Origin of the sequence: Mesorhizobium sp. M7A.F.Ca.US.005.03.1.1, from assembly GCF_003997975.1 — a bacterium.
Classification (GTDB): domain Bacteria; phylum Pseudomonadota; class Alphaproteobacteria; order Rhizobiales; family Rhizobiaceae; genus Mesorhizobium; species Mesorhizobium ciceri.
Genome location: NZ_RZRO01000047.1, coordinates 1 through 22,702, shown reverse-complemented (window position 1 = coordinate 22,702; position 22,702 = coordinate 1). Strand labels below are relative to the sequence as shown.

The window sequence follows — 22,702 nt, the reverse complement described above, 5'->3', positions numbered from 1 at the left end:
CGTGATCGTTAGCCGCAGGCGACCAATCAATCAACGGGCGAGCGGCGCATTCTGCCTCGCAGAGGTATGCAAAGTCCATTCCGGCGCTGTTCCGGCAACAAAATCAGCATGTTTCACCGATTTTCACGCGCGGAGAGCGCACGTACCGTGCGCCGCATCCCTTGGCGATTGATTGGCGGACAAGGCGGCGGCCGGCTTTCGAGGGTGCCATGACGCCGCCGCAGGAATTGCCAAGTCGCATCTTGAATTCGCGCCCGGTTGCGTCTATCACCGCCGCATCTTGGAGGCGTTGGCTTCCCGGGCCGCTTTAGCTCAGTTGGTAGAGCACCGCATTCGTAATGCGGGGGTCGCGTGTTCGAGTCACGCAAGCGGCACCAAAAATCTCCAACAAACAGAATAGCTTGCGCTGGTTCAGCCTCGTCGAAACTTATTTGGGTTTTGTCCCAAATAAGGAAAGTCGCCGAGTTATTGACACTAGGCCTATATCTGTTCACATAGCGCGGTTCCAGCTCTCTCCCGCAGGCAAGTCCTGTGAAACCCGCTGACAACGCGCCGACCGACCCGGTTGACGTGTTCGTGCGGGGTTGTCCCGTGGACATTTACTAGGAGACGAGACAATGAAATCTATAACCAACGAAGAATGCCGCGACATGGTTCTCGGGATGGCTTTTCATCAAGCCATACTGGCCATTGATCGAAGGGCTAGATACGAGGCTGGCCTTAAGGGCAATTCCCTGACGCAGATGATCCTACGCTACGGAGGGTTGGAAGCTGCAAAGCGTTTGCTGCAACCTTCATCTCAATTCCGTATCCATGCCGGACTAGTCGATCTCTGGACACTCGGGCGGGTTGATCTGTCGGTCGAAGCGTTGGCCGTCCAGTCGCCTCACAGGCCGTTGTTTGCGTCGGAGCTGCTGCTTGAGGCTGAGCGGCGTCTCAAGCAGTGCGATTATACCTTCCTTACACCGGCCTAGGCGGCCAAAGCCGCCGCCTGTAGCGCGACAAGCATGCGCGCCGCCCCAAGTGTCTGGGCGGCGCGCTAAAAGCCTGCAAGGGCCGCTAATTCCGTTATCACGTGCCGTAGACCGGGATTCAATTCATCAAGGTCCTTCTTCGTTGTGTTGTAGAACCTATGATGGGCAGCAGCGTCCCCGATGGTCTTCACCTTTTCGATGGTCCCCGGCGTTGTCCGGGACAGACGAATGTACTGGTTGGATTTTGCGATTCCGATGATCTCACCGAAGCCCTTTATGTCGTCTTTCGCATCAAGGATCTGAGCGAGGTGGCCCGCTTTGACGAAGGCCTCCACGAGAAGCAACTCAACCATGCGCCGACACATCACCGCTGAGCCGTTGTAAAACCCTCGATCATAGCAACCGTTCGCTTCGCGTCTTATTTGTTCCAAGTGGCGACGGCCCCCCAGGGGGATCTCGTTGGAGATGATACTGTCGCCAACTTTGGCAGTTCGGGGGTCAAGGAAGTCTGCGTATTTTTCAGCAAATGTGCGGTCACTTGACGCTTTGATGCGATGGGTACCAGCGCCAAGCTTCGCCCCCGCAACCACATTTGAATTGCTTCGCAGCTTCGCGCCAAGCCGAGATGCGTTGATGCTTGGCCTCAGTCGATTGTCGGTGAGTACCTTTGCAATTTGAGTAACGGTGACACCCTTTTCGTGTTCAGGATCGCGTGTCAGGAACCACACGACCGCGATGGCTTCATCAAGTTCCGTTAGTTTCTGTTCGGACAGATACGCCGCGAAATCAGCTAGCTGCTGTGTCATTCAACAGCCACTTTTCGTAATCGATGTGCGCGCGCGTGGTAAGGCGGAATGTCACCGGCTTGGTGTTTGGCGTCGCTATGTAGTCGTTCTTCGCGGCTGTCACGGCCCTGGAGGCAGCAGGCGCATCTATCTTCACGCCCAAAATATCAAGTGCTCGGAGCATATTCCCTGAAGTGAGCGGCGTTTCTCCAGCGTACCAAGAAATAAACTTTACTTGTTGTGTCTTAGAAGCCGATCCCAATATAACTTTGGACCTGAATTGCTCGAAACGAGCGTCCTCGCGTATGGCGTTGACCAGCGCCAACTCATCGAACGCATTTTCATTTTTCGACTTATCATTTGATCGCGACTTGCGAGGACTGCGATTTGACTTCTTGGTCTTTTCCCCTCCCGCATTGGACGTCGCAGCTTCGGGAGCACCTTGGGACTCATTCCTCGGTTTTGGATCATTGCCTGTGAAGGCGGCGATTAACGCCTCAAATGCGGTCTGCTGCACAACTTCAGAGGTAAAAGAGTTTACCGCCTTGGCGATTTCCGGCATCCGTTCGAGTAGCGAGTCGAGCTCTGTTTCAGCCATTTTCCCCTCCCAATATTGTTGGAAGGGCGAACTGTCAGCCGAGTCGAAGATTTATGCAAGTTGACGAGTCGCTTTACCGCCGCTCTTTCATGCCCGTGATCATATTGCTGAAGTAGTCATCCGACGGAGCGGCTCGGCGTTTCCCGCGGAATGCCTTGCCCTCGTCGCTGTCGAGGAAGTTCTCGACCAGCGTCTCTACCGTATTCAGATGGCCGCCGCTGTTGGCGATGACCACGCCGCCGCCAAACTCATATGAATCGTCAACGTCGAACGTTGTCTGCTTCGACAGCACAGCGATCGCGCCCTCGATCAGCCCTTCGGGGATGCCTGCCGCCTCGCAGGTGCTCAGCAGTGTGGCGTTGATCTTATCCTCCTTTCGCCCCTGCTTCTCGCGCCCAATGTCCGCCTCGTATTTGGCGGTCAGCGCTGCTTGTTGTTGCTCGAGCCGCAGCACTTCTTGTTCGAAAGGCAGGCGCACTTCCATCCAGTAGAAATCGTCAAGCCTGTAGTTGCCCCTGGTGTTGCCCTTGGGCATGGGATTGTACCAATCGCGATGGCTTTCCGGCACCTCCGCGATGTCCTTCACAAATAGAGGGGCGGCGAAACTGCCGTCCTCAAGAAACAGTGCGTTCTTGTCCATGGTCATGCCTCCCTTGCGTGTGCAGCGGCTGATTCCTCAAGCACCGCCTTGTTGCTGGCCGCCTGCATTGCAGCGGGTGTGTTGACAGCGTCTCGAACTATCTTGACGAACAGCCGCCCCGACTTGTCCACGGCTTCAAGAGCCCTTTTCAAACGGCTAAGACGAGCATAGTCGGCCGAGTGGAAACGCTCGCGGTAGTGATGGCGCATCGCATCCTGCTGCGTCTCGGTCAGGCCGGTAAGCAGCGGCTGGCCCCGCAACACCGCACCGATGATTGCTTCGTTGTTCTCTGCCTTTGCCTTCGCGATAGCTGCGGTCCTGTGCTTGGGCGGCATGTTGCCGAGGCGTGCCCTGATTTCAGCCTCCATGGACAGCGCGATACTGTCCTTTGGCGGCGGTGGAGTGCCGGTGCGCTTCTCAATGTTGGCGATTTCCGTGATGGCCCTCGTCCGCGCGGCGTCCAGCAGCGTTGCGACACGTGAGCCCGACTTCTCAGCGGCACCCGCCACGCGCAGAAGGTTGGCTTCGAATGTCATCGTCTTGTCAGCATGCGCTGCCGCTTCATAGGCGGCGAGACTATGCGCTTGCTCTCTCGCCAGCTTCACAGCGTTCGACAACCCGGAAATTACAGGGTCCGCGATAGGCGCACCTGTCAGCCTGTCCGTCTCGGCAATCCGATCAATGATACGTTCATCAAGGTCAATGGGAACATGCAGTGCCATGGTTCTTCTCCTTCAAAGTTTTCGATTTTCAATGACGAGCAGGGCGATGTTCATCCTCGCAACGGATGCGTCGAGGCCGATGAAGGCACCGGATTTTGTCTGCATCTGACGCGGTGCCAAGAGCACGTGGGCCACGCCGTCTTCAGTTCCCAGATAGCTGCCCTTCAGTCCGTTAACGGTCACAGGATCACCTGGCTGGAACGACGGACTTGCGGTAACGGTCAACCCGCTAGCACCCTTGAGGAGCCCAGTATTGCGACCATCACCAGATGGTCGGATAAGGCGGGCATCTTGCGTGCCGCCGGCATTGCCGATTAGCTCCAACACCACCCATTTGAGGCCGCTTTCAACGGTAACGATATCGCCAAGCTGAGCCATCAAACTTGTCCTGCCGTGGCTTGCCGCCACTCGGCTTCCGGGGAGACGTCGACACCGCGCATCATGTTGAAGGCGACGCGCCATCGGCACGCGAACTCGGTCGATCCGTCTTCGCGCCGCAATTGGACAAGGGGGCCGCGTTCGCCCTGGATCGCGAAATCCTCATAGGCGAGTTGATAGACATCGCCTTCGTCAAAGACGGGGGTCGTCGTCCAGCCAAGCTTGTCCACGGGGAACAGGTCGTAGATGATGTCGTCGCCGTATTTTGTCTCGATGGACCGAACGGCGAAGACGTATGTTCCGTCCTTCAGCCCGGCGATATCCTCAGTTTCGAACACGAAAATGATCACCCATTGGGTGCCGCTCGGGCTGTGGAAGAAATCGCCGGTGTAGACTTCCGGGCTCATATTCGCCTCGAATAGTCGATCTCGTGGAACGGTCGATCACGAGGATTGGGATCTGTAACCGATGGCCCGTAACCCCTGCCCAGGCACTTCTCCATGAGCATCTTCATCTCACTCGCATCGTTCTCCGACAGGCCCCCCACTCCAACCTCGCCCACCTTGTGATTCAGAAGCTTGAGGCGTTGCTGCTCGTCTGGGGTAAGCTTGCTGGTGTCGTACGTCTGCATGCCGTCGCGAGGGGGATCAACGCGGCTAAGGCCTAGCGTCTCGAAGATGCGCCGCAAGCTGTTCGCAACGGACTGGTAGGCCAAGAGAGCAGGAAGGCTAACAGTGCCATCACCAGCGAACTGTACTTCCCATTGTTCAAGAACGATTGTCGCGTTTGCGGCGCTCTTGACCAAAATATACTGCGACTGTGTGACGTTGCTTGGCCCGCCTAGGTCAGAGACGTGATTAGCAATTAGATCATGCAGCCGCCGCGCCCATTTGGAACGGCCATCGATCCCCGGCAGCAGTTCTTTGCCGTTGGTGACCCCGCTTCTGCCCTTGATCTTGCGCCGAACTGGATAGGAGGCGTCCACAGTGTACCCGTTATGTGTCTGCTATGTGCTTTTTCTTCAAGTCAAGCGGTAAAGCTAACAGTATATTAGCTGCTGTGATGCGTAAAGCTGAACCTTTACAGCGCGTTATGATGGCTTTTGTTTTAGCAATAAGGAAAATCGACTAGAAGAGCGGCCTTTAGAGACTGGCGTCGGAGGACGCTGGCGCTACGCATGCGGTGCGAAGCTGGGGCGCAAATAAATACGGCCCTCGCTCGGAATTCGTGATCTCCCGATATTTCCGGGAAAACGCGGGGCAATAGTCCCTCCAGTGCAAAAACACTGCAAAAGCTATATGTGTATATATAGGGTTTGCAGTGTTTTACGGCCGGAGGGACTATTGCCCTGCCTCCTGCCAATCCCGGCTAAACTCAAGCGCCCTTTGTCGATTGGATGCGTACACGGTACCGGGCGTCACGCCATGTATGAAGACCGGCACGGCTCCCAGTAGCTTCCTATAGTTCCCGTCGCCGCGCGTCTTGAAGTCATCGATTGTGTTGTCCACCGCTCGAACCGTCACTCCAAAACGCTGCGCCAGCCACTTCCGCTTCTGGATCGGAAGCACACCGCCAAGCTCGTCGTACCATTTCTTCAAACGGCTGCCGGGACCGCCACCACCGCCCCTTTCACCGGTCCGTCCGACGACATTCTTGTATGGCGCCAACTCATCAACGATGATGCCCGGCAGCGGGACTTCAGACAGGATACAGACGAACGCGCATTTCGCCGGCCTGAGCCACTGCGCTGACTGATTGATCAAGTCGTCATCATATCCCCGAAACACCAAGCGCAGCCTATCTATCGCCTGGACACTTTCTGCCTCGGTGAACTGCCGCCGTATTGCCTCCACCAATGGATCGATGTGCCGGACGGCATGGATGCCCTGCCTGTCCTCATAGCTCGACAGATCGTAGCCGACGAGCGCTTCGGTGTAGCTGCCCGGACACGACAGAGGTTCCAAACTGTCATAGGCAAGTGCCTTGGCGTAGCGCTCGGCCTCTAGCGCCCTCACCTGCATGCGCGCGGCTATCAGAATCCAGTCACGGTCCTTGTATTTGTCGATGCCCCGCAGATTGCCGAAGTAGATGACATCAACCCCCTCGGGAAGCATTCGCTGCAAGCCAAGCTCCAGCGATTCTTTGGTCGCGACGACCAGGCCGCGATTTCCATGGCGCTTCGCCATGTCGCGGGCCACGCTGGCTACTTCCTCGCGGTATTTGTCGGTGGAGATGTTTCCGATCTTGCCCATCGCACCGCTGTTGCCGGTCGTCTGGACGACATAGGCATTGCGCTCAGCTTCAATCGTCACGCCGGTTATGCCGGGGAAACTGTGCGCCATCAGACGCGCATCGCCCGTCGCGTCGAGCATCAGGACGGGCAAATCTTGCCGAAGCAATTTCACTTTTGGCCGGTGCTGGAGGAATACCAGTTTCGTCGTGTGTGCGGGAACCTTGTCAGTCGCCGCGACCGCCACTTCGGGCGCAAATGTGAAGGACCGCGTGCCACGGGTCCGGCCGGCCTTCATCTCGTTCTTGAGGTTTCGCAGCATGCGGATGGTAGTCGATTTGCTGCGCTCCTTTTTGAAGGCTGCAGCGTTTTTGGCTAATCGGGTGCTGTCGATGCCCGGATAAGCGACGTTGCTCCGCGCACCCTTGTCAGCTTCCTCCATGGCAACCTGTTCATCACGAAGCTGTTGCCATGTGATGCCCATACATATGAGCGTCTGGATCGGGTCGGCCTTCGGGTCTTCGGATAGCGCCGCATGGAGCCGCGTCAGATGCTCGCTGTGCAACATGTCGTCGAATGCAATGCCACCGCCCGTGCTGGTCAATTTGCTGAGCATGGATTCATCGATCACCAGCAGATCGGCCTTGCCGAATAGTTCCTGATCCAGCGTCAGCATGGCCATGTCGTGCGTCATGAAAACGATGTCGGCGCGTTCATCAGCCTGCGCGTAGTACCGGCACCCGTTTTCGTAGTGCTCGCATAGGTGCAGCGTCTTCGTTTCCTCATCGTATCGCTTGCAAAGCGAGCTCTGGATATACAACCCGGCACTGGCCGCAATCTCAACGTCACGTGGCTTGAGGCAGGGCGTGTTCTCTGGGTCTTTGGCCAGCCCATGCGTGCGACCCCGGATCACAATGCCCCGCCCACCCATTGCCTTGTACTTAAGGGCCAACTCCTCGCACAGCTCTATGGTCGGACAGAGGTAGAAGACGCGGCGCTTCATGTCCCCTCGGGCCGCACTGGACTTGAACAGGTCGGCGAGCAGTTCCAGCAGCATCGTGCTCTTCCCCAACCCAGCAGCGCCCGCTACGAGCAGCCGGGGAACAGTCGAGTCCGGTGAGGGACCTTCCACGATATAGGCATCCATCTGCTCGACCGGATTCCAGAAGGGCAGAGCTGTCGCGAATTTCATCAACTCGCGTCGCAACGTTTCGGTCGCGGCGTGCGGCGTCATCGGATTGGAGCGGCGAGCTGGTGCTACTCCTGGAACGAGGCCGCGCTTCTGCCTGCCTGCTCGGATTTTTGCTTCGTGCTTCTGGGCACGGGCAATCTGCTTGGTCAGAAACCTTTCAAGTTGGACATCGTCGCTCCACTGCCATCTGCCCTTGTGCGGCCGCGTAAGGTCCGCCTGGGCTTGAACCCACGCGGTCGCGTAGGCAAGCAGCGTCGCAGGGTCCGCCCCTTCTGGGTGCTCCGTAATCGCCGCAGCCACAACAGCCGTGATGAAGTTGTCGCGGTTATCGCGCACCATTCCATCAGAGTCATAGTTGAAGCTGAGGGCCGAGCGAAGTTTTGGAAAATTCATTAGCCGGCTTCTATTCTATTTACTGGTTAGAATTGAGCGGCTATGTTGTTGGGAGTTGGTCCTGGGTCGGTCCGCACGACACCCCGGCTCCTTCTGTTCCACACGTCCTTCTTGAGCGCCGGTCCCTCTTCAGGGATCGGCGTTTTCTTTTTCAACAGCGTTTTCCATTAGGTTTCGCACCCAGAACTCATGGTTGATTGGAGCGCGCATTGGGGGCAGCACGCCGATCGCGTCCGCCACGGCATAGCGAAACGTCCCTTGGCTCTTGAGTTCGGATGTCGTCAGCGACATCATCTTGTCACCAACCTTGAATGACCAGCGCTTGCCGTTCTTGTGGCGATACAATTGGGCGATATAGAAATCGTTCTCGTTTGGCAGCGAGACGGTGCCGCTCCGCAAGCCCTGACGTATGCGCTCACGGCGTTTGGTGAGGAAAAGGAAGTAGCTGCGCAGGCTGGTCACGTTTTGGGCGCCGGGGTTAGTATTCGCGCGTCGAGCGGTACTCTGCCCGACCTTTCAACCATTCGCGCAGGGAGTCGCGCCGATAACGGATGTTACGCGCCCCGATGCGGATGAAGGGCGGGCCGTAGCCTTTCGACCGTCCCGTCTCAATCCACTGGACACTGACGCCCAGAAGCTTTGCGGTCTGAGCCGTATTCAGTAGGTCCTCATCGTCACCGGCGACGGCAGCGACAAGGTTGTCGGCTCGTTTGTCGAGATGCAGATTCAATTCCATAGCGCTCATCCTTTTTGCTTTGGTCAAGGACGCGCGGGAGCCGAACAACAAAAAGCCCTCGCGCGCATTTTTTTTGCACACGAGAGCCTGTCGTTTGGATGGATCGTATATACGGGCACGATCCCGAAAGGCCCTATGCCACCTCAGCAGGCAGCCTACGGACTACAGCGTTACAGTAAGGGCGGAAAACAAAACCCACAAGCGGAACGTTTTTGCTTCAGCCTATCGCGACGACGTTCGCGCCCTCGATGGGAACAATTCCGCATAGCGTTTTGAGCCGGTCGGCAACCTTCTGCGCCGGGCTCCGAAGGCGCTCTACCCTCATCTGCACATACCCCTCCGTGACGTCATTTCCCAGCGAGTGGTTGACCAGAGCCTTGAGCGCCATGGGGCTGATTTCTGTTTCCTCAGCTACAGTGATGAAGGTGCGCCGCAAGTCGTGCACCGACACCTGGACGCCGCAGGCTTTGGCAACGGCATCGAGAGGAAATTTCGGCTCCGCGATATAGCCTGTCTTCTTGCCGTGCGAGGGAAACACGTAGTCGTTGGGGTCTTTTCCAACCGCGCGCCGCGCCACTAGCAAATCCCGAACGAAGTCGGACATCGGTAAGTCAAGCTTGCGCTTTGCCTTGGTGTTGATGGCTGGGATGTGAAGCAGCTTTTTGTCGAAATCGACATACGCCCATTTCAACAGTGCGGCCTCGCGTCGGCGCAACCCTGTGAAGAGAATGAAGCGTAGGTAGTCGGCTGCAACCGGGTTGGGCAAAGCGCAGACAGCCTTGTAAAAGGCGGGCATGTCGTCGGCCTCAACCATTCGTTCGCGCCGCGCTTCAGCAAACCACTGCTTCCGTAAGCGGACAGGATTTTGCGGAAGCGTCGGGTCTTGGTCCGCTGCGAAATTCCAGAGAAGACGAAGGATGGCCATCGTCGTGTTAGCAGTCACCTCGCCCTTCCAGCGATTTGATAGCGCGATCTTCTGGGCAATCTCGCCGTGGCGCTTCTCCACGGCATCACGAGTGATGAAGTTGAGTGGCTTGTCCAGCCAGGACGTCAGATGGTTCTCCACCTTGTCCTTGTAGTTCGAGACAGTGTTGGCGCTTAGTTTCGCGTCATACTTTTTCAAGTACGCATCCAGCGCCCCTTGCAGCGTCATTGACCGCGCCTTGGGGTCCTTTCCCTTGCGAAGGTCAACTAGCATGTCGGCAGCTTCCTCGCGTGCCTTCGACAGCGCCATTTCGTTGACGGCTGCCACCGTAACGCGACGTGTCTTTCCGTCGGGAAGTGTGCGCTGCGCGATAAACGTTTTGGTGCTCGTCACACCCGAGCAGAGGACGCCAAAACCTTTCAGATCTGCATCCCAGTGAAGCACCTGCTTCCCCGATGGATCGGGAGCAAGTAGCTTTTCGATGGTACGTTCCGTGAGCTTGATACGCGGCAAGATACTCTCCTGACAGGTTGGGCCTTGAGCTGGAAGCAAATAAGGAAAACTACCTTAGTTGCACCACCCTAGGTTGTTTTACAATCAGGGGACGTTATAACGCTTTCGCCATAAAACATAGCGAAATCAATGGATTGATCCGTTGCGCGCCTTATTTTTAAAGCACGCTATTCGTGTATGGACAGCATTCGTAATGCGGGGGTCGCGTGTTCGAGTCACGCAAGCGGCACCATTTCTCCTCCTTTTTGTCGTCTACCCCTTCGCATCTGGCGCAAAGGATTGCGGCGCCGGCCTGGCAGATCTGCCATTGTCGTGACCCCGGTTTGGTGTGAAACTCATGGCCTCAGCATGGGAGGTCAAAAAATGCCCAACAATTTCAAGACCGGAGACGTGGTCAAGCTGAAATCCGGAGGCCCCAGAATGACGGTCAGCGATGGCGCAGCCTCGGGCATGTATCTGTGCCACTGGTTCAATCGCGAGGGCGAGGTGTGGACCCCGCAGCATGCCGGGTTCAAGCCCGAACAACTGATTGCGGCCGACCAGTCGGACTAGAGCTCCTTCCATCCCGATCGACGGGATGCGCACCCGAGCACGAACGGATCAGCACGCGCGACCGACGGATTTTCCGGGTCGCGGCGTTTAACGGTTGAAGCGCGATGACGGCACAAGCCGTCTGCATCGCGCCAAGCTGGAGACGCACAACATGATCAGCCGTTCGATATTAGTCGTTGCCTTGAGTTTGCAGACGGTTGCGGCTCTTGCCCAGGCAACGACCCCGCCTGCACCGCAGACCGGCGCGCCACTTGCCGCGCCAGGCGCGTCGGGGACCAGGTCCGACATCACGCTGGCCAAATTCCAGAAGCGGCGCGAAAAGGCGATCATGGCGGCCGACACGGATGGCGACGGCAAGATCAGCCTGCTGGAATGGGAGGCCTTTCAGGCGAAGCGCAACGTCAAGGGCGACGCCGCCAGATCCTTCGCTCGGATCGATTCCAACCATGACGGCTTCATCGATCGCGCCGAACTCGATGCCTTCTTCGCCAAGCGCTTCGCCCGGCTGGACAAGAATGCCGATGGCATTCTGACAGCCGACGAACTGCCGGGCCACAAAACCGCTCCCAAGCAAGAGCAATGACCAAGAGGCAATGACGCGCGATGAACATCGGGAGTGCGCCGACTGATGGCTGCGGATCCGGACGAGGAGCTGGTTCGCCGTGTCGGCGCCGGCGAGCCGGCAGCCGTGCAAACGCTCGTCGCGCGCAAGCTGCCGCGTATCCTGGCGCTTGCCGTGCGCATGCTCGGCGATGCGGCGGAGGCCGAGGATGTCGCGCAGGAAACCTTCGTGCGGATCTGGCGCCATGCCGCGAGCTGGCGGCGCGGCAATGCGCGCTTCGACAGCTGGATCCACCGGGTGACGCTCAACCTTTGCTACGACCGGCTGCGTCGCAGGCGCGAGTGGGTGACCGGCGACCTGCCGGACGTCGCCGATCCTGCGCCGCTTCCCGATGCTCATTCCGAGGAAGAAGCCCATCGGGTCGAACGGGCGCTGCAAGCCATAGCGCCGCGCCAGCGCGAAGCGATCGTTCTGGTCTACTATCAGGAGATGTCCAATATCGAGGCGGCAGCGACACTGCAGATCAGCGTCGATGCCCTGGAAAGCCTGCTCGCGCGCGGCCGGCGGTCGCTGCAAGCGATCCTGGCGGAGGATGGCGCCGATGAGTAAACGCCGGGCAAGCAGCAACGCAGCACGGCCATTGCGCCTTGCTGGTGCCGCCTGGCGCTCGGCGCCGACGGGCAAGGGGGAGACACATGGCTGAAGGGTCCAGGAACGAACCCGCAATGGATGCCAGGCGCTTTGCCGCCTTGGCGCAGGCCTATGGCGGCGACTTGCGGCGATGGCCCGAGGCCGAGCGAATGGCCGGCACGGTCTTTGCCGCAAGCGACGCGGGCGAGGCCATCTTGAGGCAGGCCGGGACACTTGACGCGCTGCTCGACAGCTACCGCGTCGACGCCCCGGACAAGGCACTGCACAGCAGCATTCTGCAGGCTGCCGGCCGGCACCTCGTCCAGCGCCGGCGTCAGTGGTTCTGGTGGCTGGGACTTGGACTTGCCGGCATTGGTCTGGCCGGTGCCGTGGCAGGACTGGCCCTGGTGACCATCGTCACGCCGGAGGTCCAGCCGGACCACTATGTGCTGGATACCGATGTAACGGCGTTTGGCGATGCCGGCCCGGATGCCGAGAACGGTGAGGAAAACCTATGAGCCCGCGCTGGATCCGTGGTCTGGTCATTACTTCCGTGGTGCTGAACGTCTTTCTTGCGGGCGCATTCGTCGGCGGCGCGGTCTGGCTGAGAAATGCCAAAGCGGGCGCGGCTGTCTCGCTGGAATCGGCTGGCCGACAGCTTGCCAACCAGGACCGCAAGGCGTTCCGCGAGGCGCTGCGCCAGGCTCGCGTGCAGTCCAGTCAGATCATTCTCGATGGCCAGCAGGCGAGGCAGGAGGCAGCGGACCTGTTGCAGCAGCCTGTCATGGACAAGGCCGCCTTGTCCGCCGCCCTGGAACGGGCACGCAATGCCGATGTGACGGTGCGCAGCCGGCTTGAACAGGCCATTGTCGACTTCGCGGCGAGCACATCGCCTGAAAACCGGAGCGTGCTGGCACAGGCGTTGCTGCGCCATATGGAACGCCGCGCCACCGTTACGCCAAAAAAATCGCCATGACGACCGACGGAAAAGGCCGGAGACGCCGTTTAACGATGCGAAGGGACAAGCCTGCCCTGTGCACCATACAGGACGGCCATCTTCATCGTCGAAAGCACTCGGAGTCCAATTATGAGTCGCCTGAAAAACTATGCAGCAACCGCTATCCTGGCCATCGGTGGAACTGTCGTGACAGCCTCCGCGTCCAGCGCAATGCCCATCGTGTCCGTTGCCAAGCCAGCCACCCCGGCACTGGTCGAGCATGTCCGCTGGGGCTGCGGCATCGGCTGGCACCCTAACAGATGGGGCCGCTGCGTGCCGAACGGCGTCGTCGTCGTGCGCCCGCGCTACCACTACTGGCACGGTCCGGCCTACGTCTGGCATCCGCATCATCACTGGCGCCACTGGCACCATTACTGATCGAAGCACCGCGGGGCCAGGCACCTTTCGGGGCGGCCCCGCGCGAGCGCTGGCGCGCACCGGACAATCCCGACCAGCCGAGTTAAGGTTAAATCCACTATACATTTGTTCTTAGCCCGCAAATAATCGAAGAATTTCCCGAAACTATGCTCAGGCATCTTCGTGGGAAAATCTGTGGTTCAGCTTCAAGGTCTTGGACGGGTGCTCTGCCATCCGCTGACGCTGGCCGTGGTCAGCCTTGCAGGCGTCTTCGCCGCCGGACGGGCCGAGCACGAATGGCTGTCGGTGCCGTTCTCGCTGGCGCTGGTGGCTGCCCTTGCCGGACTTCTGTTCCTGGCTTCGGGGCGCCTTGCCTTTTCCGGCTACCTCGCCTGGATGGGCATTGCCTTCGTCACCGTGGTTTCGGCGATCAAGTTCCGGCTGAAAGGATTTTCGCTGCACTTCTACGACACGGTCTTCGTGTCGAGGGACCCGGAAGTGTATCGTTTCCTGCTCGGCTCCTACCTCCATCTGATCGCGCCGGTCGTCATTGCCCTGGGGCTCGGCATCGGGGTGGCGATGCTTCTGTTCCGGATCGATCGGAAAATCGGCTGGCCGGTGTCGGCACGCGTCCTGGTCATGGCGGCGCTCGTCGTTCTGGTGCCGCTGACCTTTCCGGCCGAGGCCTCGAAGGACCGCTATTTCTACTACATGCAGGGCCGGCACATGTCGGCCTTCTTCGTCTCGCTGCTGGATTTGCACAACCTCGTTGTAGAATCGGGCTTCGAAAAGCGGCTGCAAGCCGTGGCGCCGCAGCCGCCTTTTGCCGACACGGTCGATTGCGGCGACCGGGCTGATCTTCCCGACGTCTTTTTCGTGCTCAGCGAAAGCCAGTCCGATCCCGGCTATTTTCCGCAGGTCGGCAACGGCGCGGGATTCCTGCAGAGATTCGCACCGGGGGCCGGCACGCCGCACCAGATGCAGGTCGAGACGTTTGGCGGCGGCACCTGGATCACCAATCTGTCGCTGATGACCGGCCTGTCGGCCACCGATTTCGGCTGGCGAAGCCCCTATCTGACCATCACCCTGCAGGACAAGGTCGCCGGAGCCTTGCCGGAGGTGCTGGCGCGCTGCGGATATCGGACTGTCGTGATGACGCCGATGGACTTTTCGTTCGTCAATGAAGGGCCGTTCCTGAAATCGATCGGTTTCGAGACCATGCTCGACATCAAGGACATCGCCGCGCCCTTCTATCACCTGCGCGACAACTTTTATTACCAGGCGGCCGAGGCATTCATCGCCAGGCACCATAGGGAAGACGGCCGGCCGCTGTTCCTCGAAATCCAGACCATGTTTCCGCACTCACCCTATGAGGGGCGGATGGAGCCCGGGCTGAAGGTCGAGGGCGAGCCTTTCTCGGGCGATTTCCAGGCCAATGAGTATCTGCGCCGGATGGCGGTAGCGCGCGGCGATTTCCAGGATTTCCTCGACAAGAGGCAAGCGGATGCCGGTGAACGCGGCGCCGTGGTGCTCGAATTCGGCGATCACCAGTCGTCGGCGACCAAGCCGTTCGTCGACGCGATCGCCGGGGACGACGCCTTGGCGACCCCTGGCTCGCTTGCCTATCGCACTTTCTACACGCTCACCACCTTCAACCATCCTTTGCGCCATCCGATGCCTGACCTGGCCCCGCTCGACGTCGGCTTCCTCAGCGCGAGCCTGCTCGACGCTGCCGGCCTGCCGATGTCGCCTGTCATGGCCGACCTCGTGCGCCTGCGCGACCGTTGCGGCGGCAGGTTTCATGGTTGTCAGGATCGGGCCGAAGTGGACGCACATCTGCGCCGGCGCGTCGATTCAGGGCTGCTGCATCTGTTCCCGGAAGCGGCGCCGCTGCATGGGCTGGCGCCGCTCCAATCGGTAGATGCTCGCTAGTTATCTCAGCCGATTTTATCTGGCCCCAGCGTCGCCACGGTCTTCAGCGCACCGTCGAGCATGTCGCCCTTCTCGTCCTTCAGCGCCATCTCGCGCAGGCGGCGGATCCAGTCGGCGGCGTCGGTGCGGCCCTTGACCATGTCGAGCGCGGACAGCACCCGGTCGAATTTCGACTGCGCCCGGGCATGGGTGTCGCTGTAGCCCTTGATCAGCCGGCGGCAATTGAGGATCTCGACGGCCAGTGCGTAATCCTGGGGCACATGGTCGAGCGCCAGCGCGTACCAGCCATCGAGATGAGCGACCTCGACCTTGTGGCGCAGCAGGCTGCGGCGCCAGCGGCGCAGGCCGCCGATGAACCAGAGTGCTGCAAAGCCGGCAAAACTGTCGGTGCGGATGCGGCGGCCATGGTTGATGCGGCGGTCGAGAAAGGCGGCGAGCTTCGGCCGGTCCTCGATGTAGCTGCCCAGACCCGCCGGCAGCGTGCCGCAGAACTCCTCGATGCGCGGATGGAAATATTCGGTCACCTGCAGGATCGAGCCATCCTTGACGCCGACCTCGCGGCGCACGCGTTTGTCGCGCGTCGAACGTGTCTTGAGATCGGCGACGCGGATCATGTCGTCGTAGCACAGCGCATTGGCCAGATGCTTGGCGGCAGCGATGGACAAGCCATAGCCCTGAATCGGCCCGTCCAGCGCGACGGCCTTGTCCAACCGGTCGAGATAGTCGCGCCCGTAGGCGATGTCCTGATAGTCGACGACCTTTCTCAAGCCTCGAAGCGCCATGTCGCGCACGGCCACCGGCAACAGATCGATACGGACAGCCAAGGCCTGCCAGCCTTGCAGCAGGTTTTGCGGGCCACTCACCTGTCCGGCGCCCAGGGCAGATTCGACAATCGCGGGCTCGGCCGGCCTAGGCGCCGGTGCCGCCGTGCCGCGCGCACGGTCAAACGCGGCACCGAAGGCGGCGAGGCTGGCCTTGACGCCCCGGCCGCCGGCACCGATCGCCTGTTCGTAGCTCTCGCGCGTGAACGGCAGGGCGTCGGATCCCGCCAGCGCGCCAAGCAGGCTGGCCGAGATCATCGAGCCATTGTCGGCGGCGATCTTCTCCATATCGAAAGCGATGAAGCGCTTCGATGCGGCTTCCGCCGTTGCATGCACCTTCGACGACGAGGCCCGGCCATCGCCCGGTTCGATCTTTTCCGACACGGCGGCGATGCGGTGCGACGAGGCGATCAGCGTGGTGCGCTCGGGCGTGACGAAGCCGCGAATGATGGCACGGCCGGCTTCCATCAATTCGGCGGCGATCAGGATGTCGACGTCGCCCTGCGAGGGCGACAGCGCAAAGACCGGCAGCCGGCCGGTGTCGCGGGCCATCTCGACATAATAGATGGTGGCGCCGGTACGCTGGGCGACGCCGGCGACCGAGGTCGACTGCGCGACATAGCCGTTGCGCTCGGCGACATCGGTAATCCAGTCGGCGAGCACGCCGCCGCCCTGGCCGCCGACCGCCAGCACGGCGAGCTTGATGACACGCTCACCATCCTGAGCGCCGGCGTGGGCGCGAAGTGGGGGGACGGCGTCAAGCATCGGCGAAAGTCAGGCGCCGGCTTTCGCGGCGACGCTGCAACAGGCTGATGGTGGCGCGGCGCGCGGCTTCCAGGAAGCGATCCCAGCGGCTTGGATTGTGGACGACGTCGGCGCGATAGAAGGACGGGCAGAGCACCGCCGCATCGGCGACCTCGCCGCAATTGCCGCAGCCGACGCAACTCTGGTCGATATGCGCGACCGGATCGTCGCGCAAAGGATCGTCGAGCGACTTGACCGACAGCGATGGGCAGCCGGACAGCCGCATGCAGGCATGGTCACCGGTACAGATGTCCTCATCCACGCCGAACTTCGGTTTCACGACACGGGTCCCGCCCTTGATCGCCTTGTCGACCAGCGGCTTTTCGCGGCGCTGGCGGTTGAGCATGCATTCGGACGAGGCGACGATGACTTTCGGCCCCTTCTCCTCCGTCGTCAGCGCCTCGCGCAGCGTGTCCTGCATCTTGGTCACGTCATAGGTGCGGTCGACATGGCGCAGCCATTTGACGCCCATGCCTTTGACCGCCTCGGTGATCGGATGCTTCGTCGACTTGGTCTTGTTGCCGGCGCGGGACGAGAGGATGTCCTGGCCGCCGGTGGCGGCCGAGTAAAAATTATCGACGATGACGATGACGCCGTCGTTCTTGTTGAACACCGCGTTGCCAATTGAGGAGGTCAGGCCGTTGTGCCAGAAGCCGCCGTCGCCGACGAAGGAGATGGAACGCCGCTTGGCATCAGGCGAATTGAAGGCTGAGGCGGAGGCCGGGCCCAGCCCGTAGCCCATGGTGGTGGCGCCGAGCTCGAAAGGCGGCATGATCGAGAACAGATGGCAGCCGATGTCGGAGGCGATGTGATGCTTGCCGAGCTCCTGCTCGACCAGTTTTGTCGCGGCAAAGATCGGCCGTTCCGGGCAGCCGATGCAGAAGCCCGGCGGACGGCCCGGCACGACATTGATGAGGTCGGCTGCATCAACGCCGTCGCCGACCTTGTTGGGCGCGCGCACCTCGCCCGGCAGCAGATGCGGCGCCTCGGCGCGCAGGAAGGCGCCGATGCCGTCGAGCATGACCTGGCCGGTATATTCGCCGGCCATCGGCAGATGCTCCTTGCCAACCAGCCTGGTGCCTCGACCGGCCTTGTGCAGCATCGAAGCAAAGGCCTGTTCGATGTAGTTGGGCTGGCCTTCCTCGACGACCAGCACCGACTGCTTGCCCTCGCAGAACGACAGGAACTCGTCATCGATCAAGGGATAGACGGCATTGAGCACATAGAGCGGCACGTCGGTGTCGCCATAGGTGTCGGCAAGGCCGAGCCGCTGCAGCGCGCGGATGACCGAATTGTACATGCCGCCCTGCATGACGATGCCGACCGAGCCATGGTCCGAGCCGAAGAACTCGTTGATCTTGTTCTTGGCGATGAAGTCGACCGCCGCCGGCCAGCGTTTCTGCACCTTCTCCTTCTCATGCAGGAAGGAGGCGGGCGGCAGCACGATGCGGCCGGTGTCGCGGCGCGGCGCGTCGAGGGCATCGGCGACCGTCATCGGCGGCCGCTTGTTGTCCTTGGCGATGAAATGGCCATGCACGTGGCAGCAGCGGATGCGCACCTGCAGCATGACCGGCGTGTTGGAAATCTCCGACAGCTCGAAACCATCCTCCACCGCCTTGACGATCGACGGCAGGTTGGGTCGCGGGTCGAGCAGCCACACCTGGCTTTTCATGGCGAAGGCATGGCTGCGCTCCTGCATGATCGAGGAGCCCTCGCCATAGTCTTCGCCGACGATGATCAGCGCGCCGCCGGTGACGCCGCCGGAGGCGAGATTGGCCAGCGCGTCGGAGGCGACGTTGGTGCCGACCGTCGACTTGAAGGTCGCCGCACCGCGAATGGGATAATGCACTGACGCCGCCAGCATGGCGGTGGCAGTGGCTTCCGAGGCGCTGGCTTCGAAATGCACGCCGAGCTCGCCCAGAATGTCCTGCGCGTCGGCCAGCACGTCCATCAGGTGACTGATCGGCGCGCCCTGATAGCCGCCGACATAGCCGACGCCGCATTGCAGCAGCGCCTTGGTGATGGCGAGAATGCCTTCGCCGGCAAACTCCTCGCCGGCACCGAGCCTGAGTTTTTCGACTTCCCTGGCAAAAGACCGTTCGGCCATTCTTTTTCTCCCTTCCGTTACCGCCAGCGCTGGCGGCGCGTAGGTCTAGATGTCGTGCTTGCGAATGTTCTTCAGCATCTTCAAAAGCGTGGCGATGAGCGCGGAATATTCGGCATCGTCGATGTCGTCGAACATCGCTTCGAACGCGTCGTGCATGGCCGGCCAGGCGCGGGTGAACTCGGCGCGGCCCTCGTCGGTCAGGAACACATGGCGGATTCGGCTGTCGGTGACACCCTGCTCGCGTCGCACCAGACCCTGGCCCTCCAGCGTATCGAGGGTCCGGCTCAAGGTCGATTGCTCGATGACCGTATAGACCGAGAGGTCGTTGACGGTGATACCGTCGGTGACCGACAGCACGGCGAGCGTGCGGACCTGCGGGATGGTCAGGCCCTGCTTGCGGAAATCGTCGCGCAAGGTGGCGTTGTAGCGGCCCATGATGCGGTTCATCAGATAGGGCGCGAATTGCTGCAGCCCGATCTGCCCCAGGGTCGAAATGCGCTGGCGCTTTTCCGCGACCTTCTCTTCCATCACAGCCTCCCCGCCAGGAGAAAGCCGGAACCGCCGCCGAGACCCGCACCCGGGTGGGTCGAGGCGCCGATATGGTAGAGACCCTTGATGCCGGTCTGATGGTTGCGGCTGGTCTTGAACGGCCGCCACAGGAAAGACTGGTCGATGGTCGAGGAACCGCCATAGGGGTCACCGCCGACCAGGTTGATGTTCATCGCCTCCAGATCGGCCGGCGAATAGGCGCGGCGCGCGATGACGCTGTCCTTGAAGCCTTCGATATGGCTGGCGAGGATCGCCTCAATGCGGTCGGCATAGGCTTCGCGCAGCACATCGGTCCATTGCCCGTCTGCCGGCGCCTGCAGCTTGCCGGCCGCGTCGCCCTTGATGTGGCGAGGCGCCTCTGGCAGTTGCAGCCACAGGATCGCCTTGCCCTCCGGGCAGCGCGACGGGTCGAGCGCGTGCGGCTGGCCGACGCAGATGGTCGGCACCTCCGGCAGCATGCCGCGCGCCGCCTCGTTGCAAGCTTTCGAGACGCCATCCAGGCCGGGCGTGAGGTGCAGCAACGCCACCTTATCCAAGCCTTCGCCCGGCCATGCGGGCGGTTTGTCCAAGGCGTAGTGGATCTGGAAATTGCCTTTGCCGTAGCGGTACTTTTGCGTCGCCTCGACATCGGCTTTGGGTGCATCCGTGCCAAGCAGCCTGCCATAGAGCTGCGTTGGCGTAACCGAGCAGATGACGCTCTTGTCGGCATTGATTGTCTCGCCCGAGGCCAGCCGCACGGCGGTTGCCCGGCCATTGTTTTGAACGATCGAAGCGACATCGGCGCCGGTGCGGATATCGCCGCCGCGTTCCCGAATCAAAGCCTCGAAGGCCGCCAGCAGGTTTTTTGCCCCACCCTTGACGATCGGTGCTCCGGCCGCCTCAAGTGCGAAGGCGATCACCTTGGCGATCTGGCCGGAGAAGGCGTCCTCGGGTCCAAGCCCGGCATGCAGTACCCAGGGTGCCCACAGCGCGCGGATGGTTTCGGACCGGTAGGTGTTTTCGAGCCAGCCGCGCGCCGGCACCAGAGCTTCGCCGAGGAAGGCGGCAAGGCCGCGCGGGCCACGCCGCCAGCCATCACCGGCAAGCAGCTTCGCTGTCGGGTAGGACCACAGGCTGCCGCCGAGCAAGCCGAACAGCAGGCCGGCATTGCGTTCGATGCCGCCGACATCATCCGCGTGCCGGTCACCGTCGCCTGCCGCGATTGCGTTGAGGGCGGCGATGTTGGCGGCACGGTCGGTGCTGAGCACGGCATGGCTGCCATCCGGCCGCAGCACGCCCGTCGGCGTGCCCGTGTGGCAGAACTCCAGCCCGTGGCGCGCGAGATCGGCGCCCAGTGCCGCAAAGGCCGGCGAGGTGATGAACAGCACGAAGGTCGTCGCCATCACATCATGGATGAAGCCGGGTGCGGTGATCTCCTCGGTGCGCAAGCAACCGCCAATGCGGTCGTTGCGCTCCAGGACGAGCACACGCGCCCCTTTGCCGCCGAGCATCGCCGCGCAGACCAGCGCGTTGATGCCGCTGCCGACGATGATGTGATCGGGGGCGGTCATTGGCGGTTGCTCTTTGCTTGCGGGCAGTGGAGTTCAATCGCGTGGAATTGCGCTCTACGGCGCCCCCCTCTGGCCTGCCGGCCATCTCCCCCTCTTGGGGGGAGATTGGCAGCTTCGGCGCCCCACTCAATCCTGCAACGTCGCAGATTGGCGAAAACCATTGTGAAGGCCAATCTCCCCCCTTGAGGGGGAGATGTCCGGCAGGACAGAGGGGGGCGCCGTAGGGCGCTAGCGCTACAAGCCTGCCACCCTCTACCTGCCATCAACCCGGTTTCGCCTTCTCGCATGATCTTCTCCCGAAGACCCACCTCGCTTTATTGCTTCGACACCAGCGCCAGCGCGCGAATCGGGCTGCCGGTGCCGTGCTCGATCTTGAGCGGCGCCGCGATCAGGATGGCGCCCTTCGGCGGCAGCTGGTCGAGGTTGCAGAGGCTGGCGAGACCGTAGCGGTTGGCCTTGTGCATCAGCGTGTGCGCCGGGAATGGCGGCTCCATGCCACCGGCCTTGCCGGCATCGGTGCCGATCGTCTCCGAGCCCCAGCCCTTGATGTCCTTGCTGATCAGGAACTGGATGGCTTCGGCCGTCGGCCCGGGCGTGTGCGGGCCGGTCTCGTTGGCGTTGAGGAACTCGGCTTCCGAGCCGTTGCGCTTGTACCAGTCGGTGCGCATCACCACCCATTCGCCGGCATTGATCGCGCCGTGCTTGGCTTCCCAGGCCTTGATGTGGTCGACGGTGAGCAGGAAATCGGGGTCGGCGGCGGCTTCCTTCGAACAATCGATGACATTGACGGGGCCGACGAAATTCTGCGCCGGAATGGTGTCGGTGGCGCCGTCCGGATAATCCTTGCCGCTGATCCAGTGCTGCGGCGCGTCGAAATGCGTGCCCGAATGTTCGCCGAGCTTCAGCCAGTTCCAGGCCCACCACGGACCGTTCTTGTCGTAACGGGAGATGTTGTGGATCTCGACCTTCGGCGTGTCGACGGCGAGTTCCGGCGGCAGCTTGATCAACGGCGTGTCCGGCCCGAGCGGCGCCGACAGGTCGACCACCTTGATGGCGCCTGAAAGAAGCTGGCCGGCGACTTCGCCGAGGAGTTTTTGCGTGTCCATGGTTTGAAGTTCCCTCTTCGTGTGATGATCAAGGCTCGTCTCGGCCCTTAATATCCTACTAGACGAAAACATATGCATCTGCAATTATCTTTAAGCATAAAGGAAATGGGGACGGGGCGTGAGCGAGTTCGACGCCATCTTTGTCGGGGCGGGCCACAACAGTCTGGCATGCGCCGCGCATTTGGCGCTCAAAGGCTGGAAAACAGGGGTTTTCGAGCGCGGCGCGACAATCGGCGGCGCCGTCCAGACGCGCGAATTCACCCTTCCCGGCTTCCGCCACGATTTCGGCGCGATGAACCTCAGCCTCTTCGCCGGCTCGGCCTTCCACCGGAAATATGCAAATGAATTGAAAGCGCAGGGGCTGGAGTTCGCCCCGGTCGCCGACTGTTTCGCCAGCGCATTCCCTGACGGGCGCTGGTTCGGCGTCAGCAACGATCTGGAAAAGACGGCCGCGCGCATCGCCGCCTTCTCCGCCGCCGACGCCGCCACATGGCGCAGGCTGGTCGCCGCCTTCCCGGCGGAGGCCGAACACCTGTTCCGGCTGCTGGGTTCGCCGATGAGTGCCCGCGCGCTTGCCGGCACGGCGTGGAACCTGTGGCGCAAGAAGGGCATCGCCGGTTCGCTCGATACGGGCCGCCTGCTGCTGTCC

The 22,702-nt window shown here is 61.2% G+C and carries 25 protein-coding genes and 2 tRNA genes; 11 read left to right on the top strand and 16 right to left on the bottom strand.

Annotation, left to right across the window (positions count from 1 at the left end; genetic code table 11):
• The first annotated feature begins 301 nt into the window (after positions 1–301).
• Both EN990_RS19695 and EN990_RS19690 read left to right on the top strand, forming a co-directional pair.
• Positions 302–377: transfer RNA gene (locus EN990_RS19695), tRNA-Thr, on the top strand.
• A gap of 240 nt (positions 378–617) precedes the next feature.
• Positions 618–974 carry a hypothetical protein gene (locus EN990_RS19690; RefSeq protein WP_127368204.1) on the top strand — a complete coding sequence of 119 codons (357 nt, stop codon included), beginning with the start codon at positions 618–620 and terminating at the stop codon, positions 972–974.
• 65 nt (positions 975–1,039) lie between these two features.
• Here the strand turns inward: EN990_RS19690 and EN990_RS19685 are convergent, their stop codons facing one another.
• From EN990_RS19685 to EN990_RS19635, 11 genes are all read right to left on the bottom strand, one after another.
• A complete protein-coding gene (locus EN990_RS19685; protein WP_127368203.1) occupies positions 1,040–1,780 on the bottom strand; it encodes a DUF4145 domain-containing protein in 741 nt (246 codons plus the stop codon).
• On the bottom strand, positions 1,761–2,357 hold the full coding sequence (locus EN990_RS19680) for a hypothetical protein (RefSeq protein WP_127368202.1): 597 nt from the start codon (positions 2,355–2,357) through the stop codon (positions 1,761–1,763). The genes EN990_RS19685 and EN990_RS19680 overlap by 20 nt, the downstream gene beginning before the upstream one ends.
• A gap of 73 nt (positions 2,358–2,430) precedes the next feature.
• Positions 2,431–2,997 (bottom strand): hypothetical protein, encoded by a 567-nt coding sequence (locus EN990_RS19675; protein ID WP_127368201.1) that lies wholly within the window; start codon positions 2,995–2,997, stop codon positions 2,431–2,433.
• Positions 2,998–2,999: 2 nt separating this feature from the next.
• Positions 3,000–3,719 (bottom strand): hypothetical protein, encoded by a 720-nt coding sequence (locus EN990_RS19670; protein WP_127368200.1) that lies wholly within the window; start codon positions 3,717–3,719, stop codon positions 3,000–3,002.
• A gap of 12 nt (positions 3,720–3,731) precedes the next feature.
• Positions 3,732–4,097, bottom strand: a complete 366-nt coding sequence (locus tag EN990_RS19665) for a hypothetical protein (protein WP_127368199.1) — start codon at positions 4,095–4,097, stop codon at positions 3,732–3,734.
• Positions 4,097–4,504: a hypothetical protein gene (locus EN990_RS19660; RefSeq protein ID WP_127368198.1), complete on the bottom strand. Its 408-nt coding sequence runs from the start codon at positions 4,502–4,504 to the stop codon at positions 4,097–4,099. The genes EN990_RS19665 and EN990_RS19660 overlap by 1 nt, the downstream gene beginning before the upstream one ends.
• Complete coding sequence (locus EN990_RS19655; protein ID WP_127368197.1) at positions 4,501–5,082, bottom strand: hypothetical protein; 582 nt, start codon at positions 5,080–5,082, stop codon at positions 4,501–4,503. The genes EN990_RS19660 and EN990_RS19655 overlap by 4 nt, the downstream gene beginning before the upstream one ends.
• A gap of 355 nt (positions 5,083–5,437) precedes the next feature.
• On the bottom strand, positions 5,438–7,912 hold the full coding sequence (locus EN990_RS19650) for a DEAD/DEAH box helicase family protein (protein WP_127368196.1): 2,475 nt from the start codon (positions 7,910–7,912) through the stop codon (positions 5,438–5,440).
• A gap of 129 nt (positions 7,913–8,041) precedes the next feature.
• Positions 8,042–8,374 carry a hypothetical protein gene (locus EN990_RS19645; protein ID WP_127368195.1) on the bottom strand — a complete coding sequence of 111 codons (333 nt, stop codon included), beginning with the start codon at positions 8,372–8,374 and terminating at the stop codon, positions 8,042–8,044.
• 16 nt (positions 8,375–8,390) lie between these two features.
• A complete protein-coding gene (locus EN990_RS19640; protein WP_127368194.1) occupies positions 8,391–8,648 on the bottom strand; it encodes a helix-turn-helix domain-containing protein in 258 nt (85 codons plus the stop codon).
• A 217-nt stretch (positions 8,649–8,865) separates the two neighbouring features.
• The gene (locus EN990_RS19635) at positions 8,866–10,086 is read right to left on the bottom strand and encodes an integrase family protein (RefSeq protein ID WP_164766127.1); all 1,221 of its coding nucleotides are present in this window, start codon (positions 10,084–10,086) and stop codon (positions 8,866–8,868) included.
• A gap of 144 nt (positions 10,087–10,230) precedes the next feature.
• On the opposite strand from EN990_RS19635, the gene EN990_RS35510 reads away from it, so the two are divergent.
• The 8 genes from EN990_RS35510 to EN990_RS19600 all read left to right on the top strand — a co-directional run bounded on the left by EN990_RS35510 (position 10,231) and on the right by EN990_RS19600 (position 15,116).
• Positions 10,231–10,318: transfer RNA gene (locus tag EN990_RS35510), tRNA-Ser, on the top strand.
• A 131-nt stretch (positions 10,319–10,449) separates the two neighbouring features.
• Positions 10,450–10,638, top strand: coding sequence for a DUF2158 domain-containing protein (locus tag EN990_RS19630; protein ID WP_013527958.1), 189 nt, complete (start codon positions 10,450–10,452; stop codon positions 10,636–10,638).
• Positions 10,639–10,732: 94 nt separating this feature from the next.
• Complete coding sequence (locus EN990_RS19625; RefSeq protein ID WP_245460892.1) at positions 10,733–11,221, top strand: acid-shock protein; 489 nt, start codon at positions 10,733–10,735, stop codon at positions 11,219–11,221.
• 45 nt (positions 11,222–11,266) lie between these two features.
• Positions 11,267–11,809, top strand: a complete 543-nt coding sequence (locus EN990_RS19620) for an RNA polymerase sigma factor (protein ID WP_013527960.1) — start codon at positions 11,267–11,269, stop codon at positions 11,807–11,809.
• A gap of 86 nt (positions 11,810–11,895) precedes the next feature.
• Positions 11,896–12,348 (top strand): hypothetical protein, encoded by a 453-nt coding sequence (locus EN990_RS19615; protein WP_127368192.1) that lies wholly within the window; start codon positions 11,896–11,898, stop codon positions 12,346–12,348.
• Positions 12,345–12,806 (top strand): periplasmic heavy metal sensor, encoded by a 462-nt coding sequence (locus EN990_RS19610; protein ID WP_127368191.1) that lies wholly within the window; start codon positions 12,345–12,347, stop codon positions 12,804–12,806. Before EN990_RS19615 ends, EN990_RS19610 begins: the two co-directional genes overlap by 4 nt.
• A 111-nt stretch (positions 12,807–12,917) precedes the next feature.
• Positions 12,918–13,205 carry a hypothetical protein gene (locus EN990_RS19605; protein ID WP_024503409.1) on the top strand — a complete coding sequence of 96 codons (288 nt, stop codon included), beginning with the start codon at positions 12,918–12,920 and terminating at the stop codon, positions 13,203–13,205.
• A gap of 174 nt (positions 13,206–13,379) precedes the next feature.
• Positions 13,380–15,116 carry a sulfatase-like hydrolase/transferase gene (locus EN990_RS19600; protein ID WP_245465056.1) on the top strand — a complete coding sequence of 579 codons (1,737 nt, stop codon included), beginning with the start codon at positions 13,380–13,382 and terminating at the stop codon, positions 15,114–15,116.
• A 5-nt stretch (positions 15,117–15,121) separates the two neighbouring features.
• On the opposite strand, the gene EN990_RS19595 is transcribed toward EN990_RS19600, so the two are convergent.
• From EN990_RS19595 to EN990_RS19570, 5 genes are all read right to left on the bottom strand, one after another.
• Positions 15,122–16,702 carry an indolepyruvate oxidoreductase subunit beta family protein gene (locus EN990_RS19595; RefSeq protein WP_127369944.1) on the bottom strand — a complete coding sequence of 527 codons (1,581 nt, stop codon included), beginning with the start codon at positions 16,700–16,702 and terminating at the stop codon, positions 15,122–15,124.
• Entirely contained in the window at positions 16,695–18,848 is a 2,154-nt protein-coding gene (locus EN990_RS19590) for an indolepyruvate ferredoxin oxidoreductase subunit alpha (protein ID WP_127385028.1), read from the bottom strand. The genes EN990_RS19595 and EN990_RS19590 overlap by 8 nt, the downstream gene beginning before the upstream one ends.
• 45 nt (positions 18,849–18,893) lie before the next feature.
• The gene (locus EN990_RS19585) at positions 18,894–19,376 is read right to left on the bottom strand and encodes a MarR family transcriptional regulator (RefSeq protein WP_013527967.1); all 483 of its coding nucleotides are present in this window, start codon (positions 19,374–19,376) and stop codon (positions 18,894–18,896) included.
• Positions 19,376–20,947, bottom strand: a complete 1,572-nt coding sequence (locus EN990_RS19580) for an NAD(P)/FAD-dependent oxidoreductase (protein ID WP_063169954.1) — start codon at positions 20,945–20,947, stop codon at positions 19,376–19,378. Before EN990_RS19580 ends, EN990_RS19585 begins: the two co-directional genes overlap by 1 nt.
• A gap of 314 nt (positions 20,948–21,261) precedes the next feature.
• Positions 21,262–22,053, bottom strand: a complete 792-nt coding sequence (locus EN990_RS19570; protein ID WP_063169953.1) for a cyclase family protein — start codon at positions 22,051–22,053, stop codon at positions 21,262–21,264.
• 118 nt (positions 22,054–22,171) lie between these two features.
• On the opposite strand from EN990_RS19570, the gene EN990_RS19565 reads away from it, so the two are divergent.
• The coding region (locus EN990_RS19565; RefSeq protein ID WP_164766126.1) for an NAD(P)-binding protein at positions 22,172–22,702 on the top strand (531 nt) is incomplete at its 3' end.

Excerpts from the sequence above, each read along its gene's own strand:
- EN990_RS19690 (WP_127368204.1), top strand. The coding sequence starts at position 618 with ATGAAATCTATAACCAACGAAGAATGCCGCGACATGGTTCTCGGGATG.
- EN990_RS19685 (WP_127368203.1), bottom strand. The coding sequence starts at position 1,780 with ATGACACAGCAGCTAGCTGATTTCGCGGCGTATCTGTCCGAACAGAAA.
- EN990_RS19680 (WP_127368202.1), bottom strand. The coding sequence starts at position 2,357 with ATGGCTGAAACAGAGCTCGACTCGCTACTCGAACGGATGCCGGAAATC.
- EN990_RS19675 (WP_127368201.1), bottom strand. The coding sequence starts at position 2,997 with ATGGACAAGAACGCACTGTTTCTTGAGGACGGCAGTTTCGCCGCCCCT.
- EN990_RS19670 (WP_127368200.1), bottom strand. The coding sequence starts at position 3,719 with ATGGCACTGCATGTTCCCATTGACCTTGATGAACGTATCATTGATCGG.
- EN990_RS19665 (WP_127368199.1), bottom strand. The coding sequence starts at position 4,097 with ATGGCTCAGCTTGGCGATATCGTTACCGTTGAAAGCGGCCTCAAATGG.
- EN990_RS19660 (WP_127368198.1), bottom strand. The coding sequence starts at position 4,504 with ATGAGCCCGGAAGTCTACACCGGCGATTTCTTCCACAGCCCGAGCGGC.
- EN990_RS19650 (WP_127368196.1), bottom strand. The coding sequence starts at position 7,912 with ATGAATTTTCCAAAACTTCGCTCGGCCCTCAGCTTCAACTATGACTCT.
- EN990_RS19640 (WP_127368194.1), bottom strand. The coding sequence starts at position 8,648 with ATGGAATTGAATCTGCATCTCGACAAACGAGCCGACAACCTTGTCGCT.
- EN990_RS19630 (WP_013527958.1), top strand. The coding sequence starts at position 10,450 with ATGCCCAACAATTTCAAGACCGGAGACGTGGTCAAGCTGAAATCCGGA.
- EN990_RS19620 (WP_013527960.1), top strand. The coding sequence starts at position 11,267 with ATGGCTGCGGATCCGGACGAGGAGCTGGTTCGCCGTGTCGGCGCCGGC.
- EN990_RS19615 (WP_127368192.1), top strand. The coding sequence starts at position 11,896 with ATGGCTGAAGGGTCCAGGAACGAACCCGCAATGGATGCCAGGCGCTTT.
- EN990_RS19610 (WP_127368191.1), top strand. The coding sequence starts at position 12,345 with ATGAGCCCGCGCTGGATCCGTGGTCTGGTCATTACTTCCGTGGTGCTG.
- EN990_RS19605 (WP_024503409.1), top strand. The coding sequence starts at position 12,918 with ATGAGTCGCCTGAAAAACTATGCAGCAACCGCTATCCTGGCCATCGGT.
- EN990_RS19595 (WP_127369944.1), bottom strand. The coding sequence starts at position 16,702 with ATGCTTGACGCCGTCCCCCCACTTCGCGCCCACGCCGGCGCTCAGGAT.
- EN990_RS19590 (WP_127385028.1), bottom strand. The coding sequence starts at position 18,848 with ATGGCCGAACGGTCTTTTGCCAGGGAAGTCGAAAAACTCAGGCTCGGT.
- EN990_RS19585 (WP_013527967.1), bottom strand. The coding sequence starts at position 19,376 with ATGGAAGAGAAGGTCGCGGAAAAGCGCCAGCGCATTTCGACCCTGGGG.
- EN990_RS19580 (WP_063169954.1), bottom strand. The coding sequence starts at position 20,947 with ATGACCGCCCCCGATCACATCATCGTCGGCAGCGGCATCAACGCGCTG.
- EN990_RS19570 (WP_063169953.1), bottom strand. The coding sequence starts at position 22,053 with ATGGACACGCAAAAACTCCTCGGCGAAGTCGCCGGCCAGCTTCTTTCA.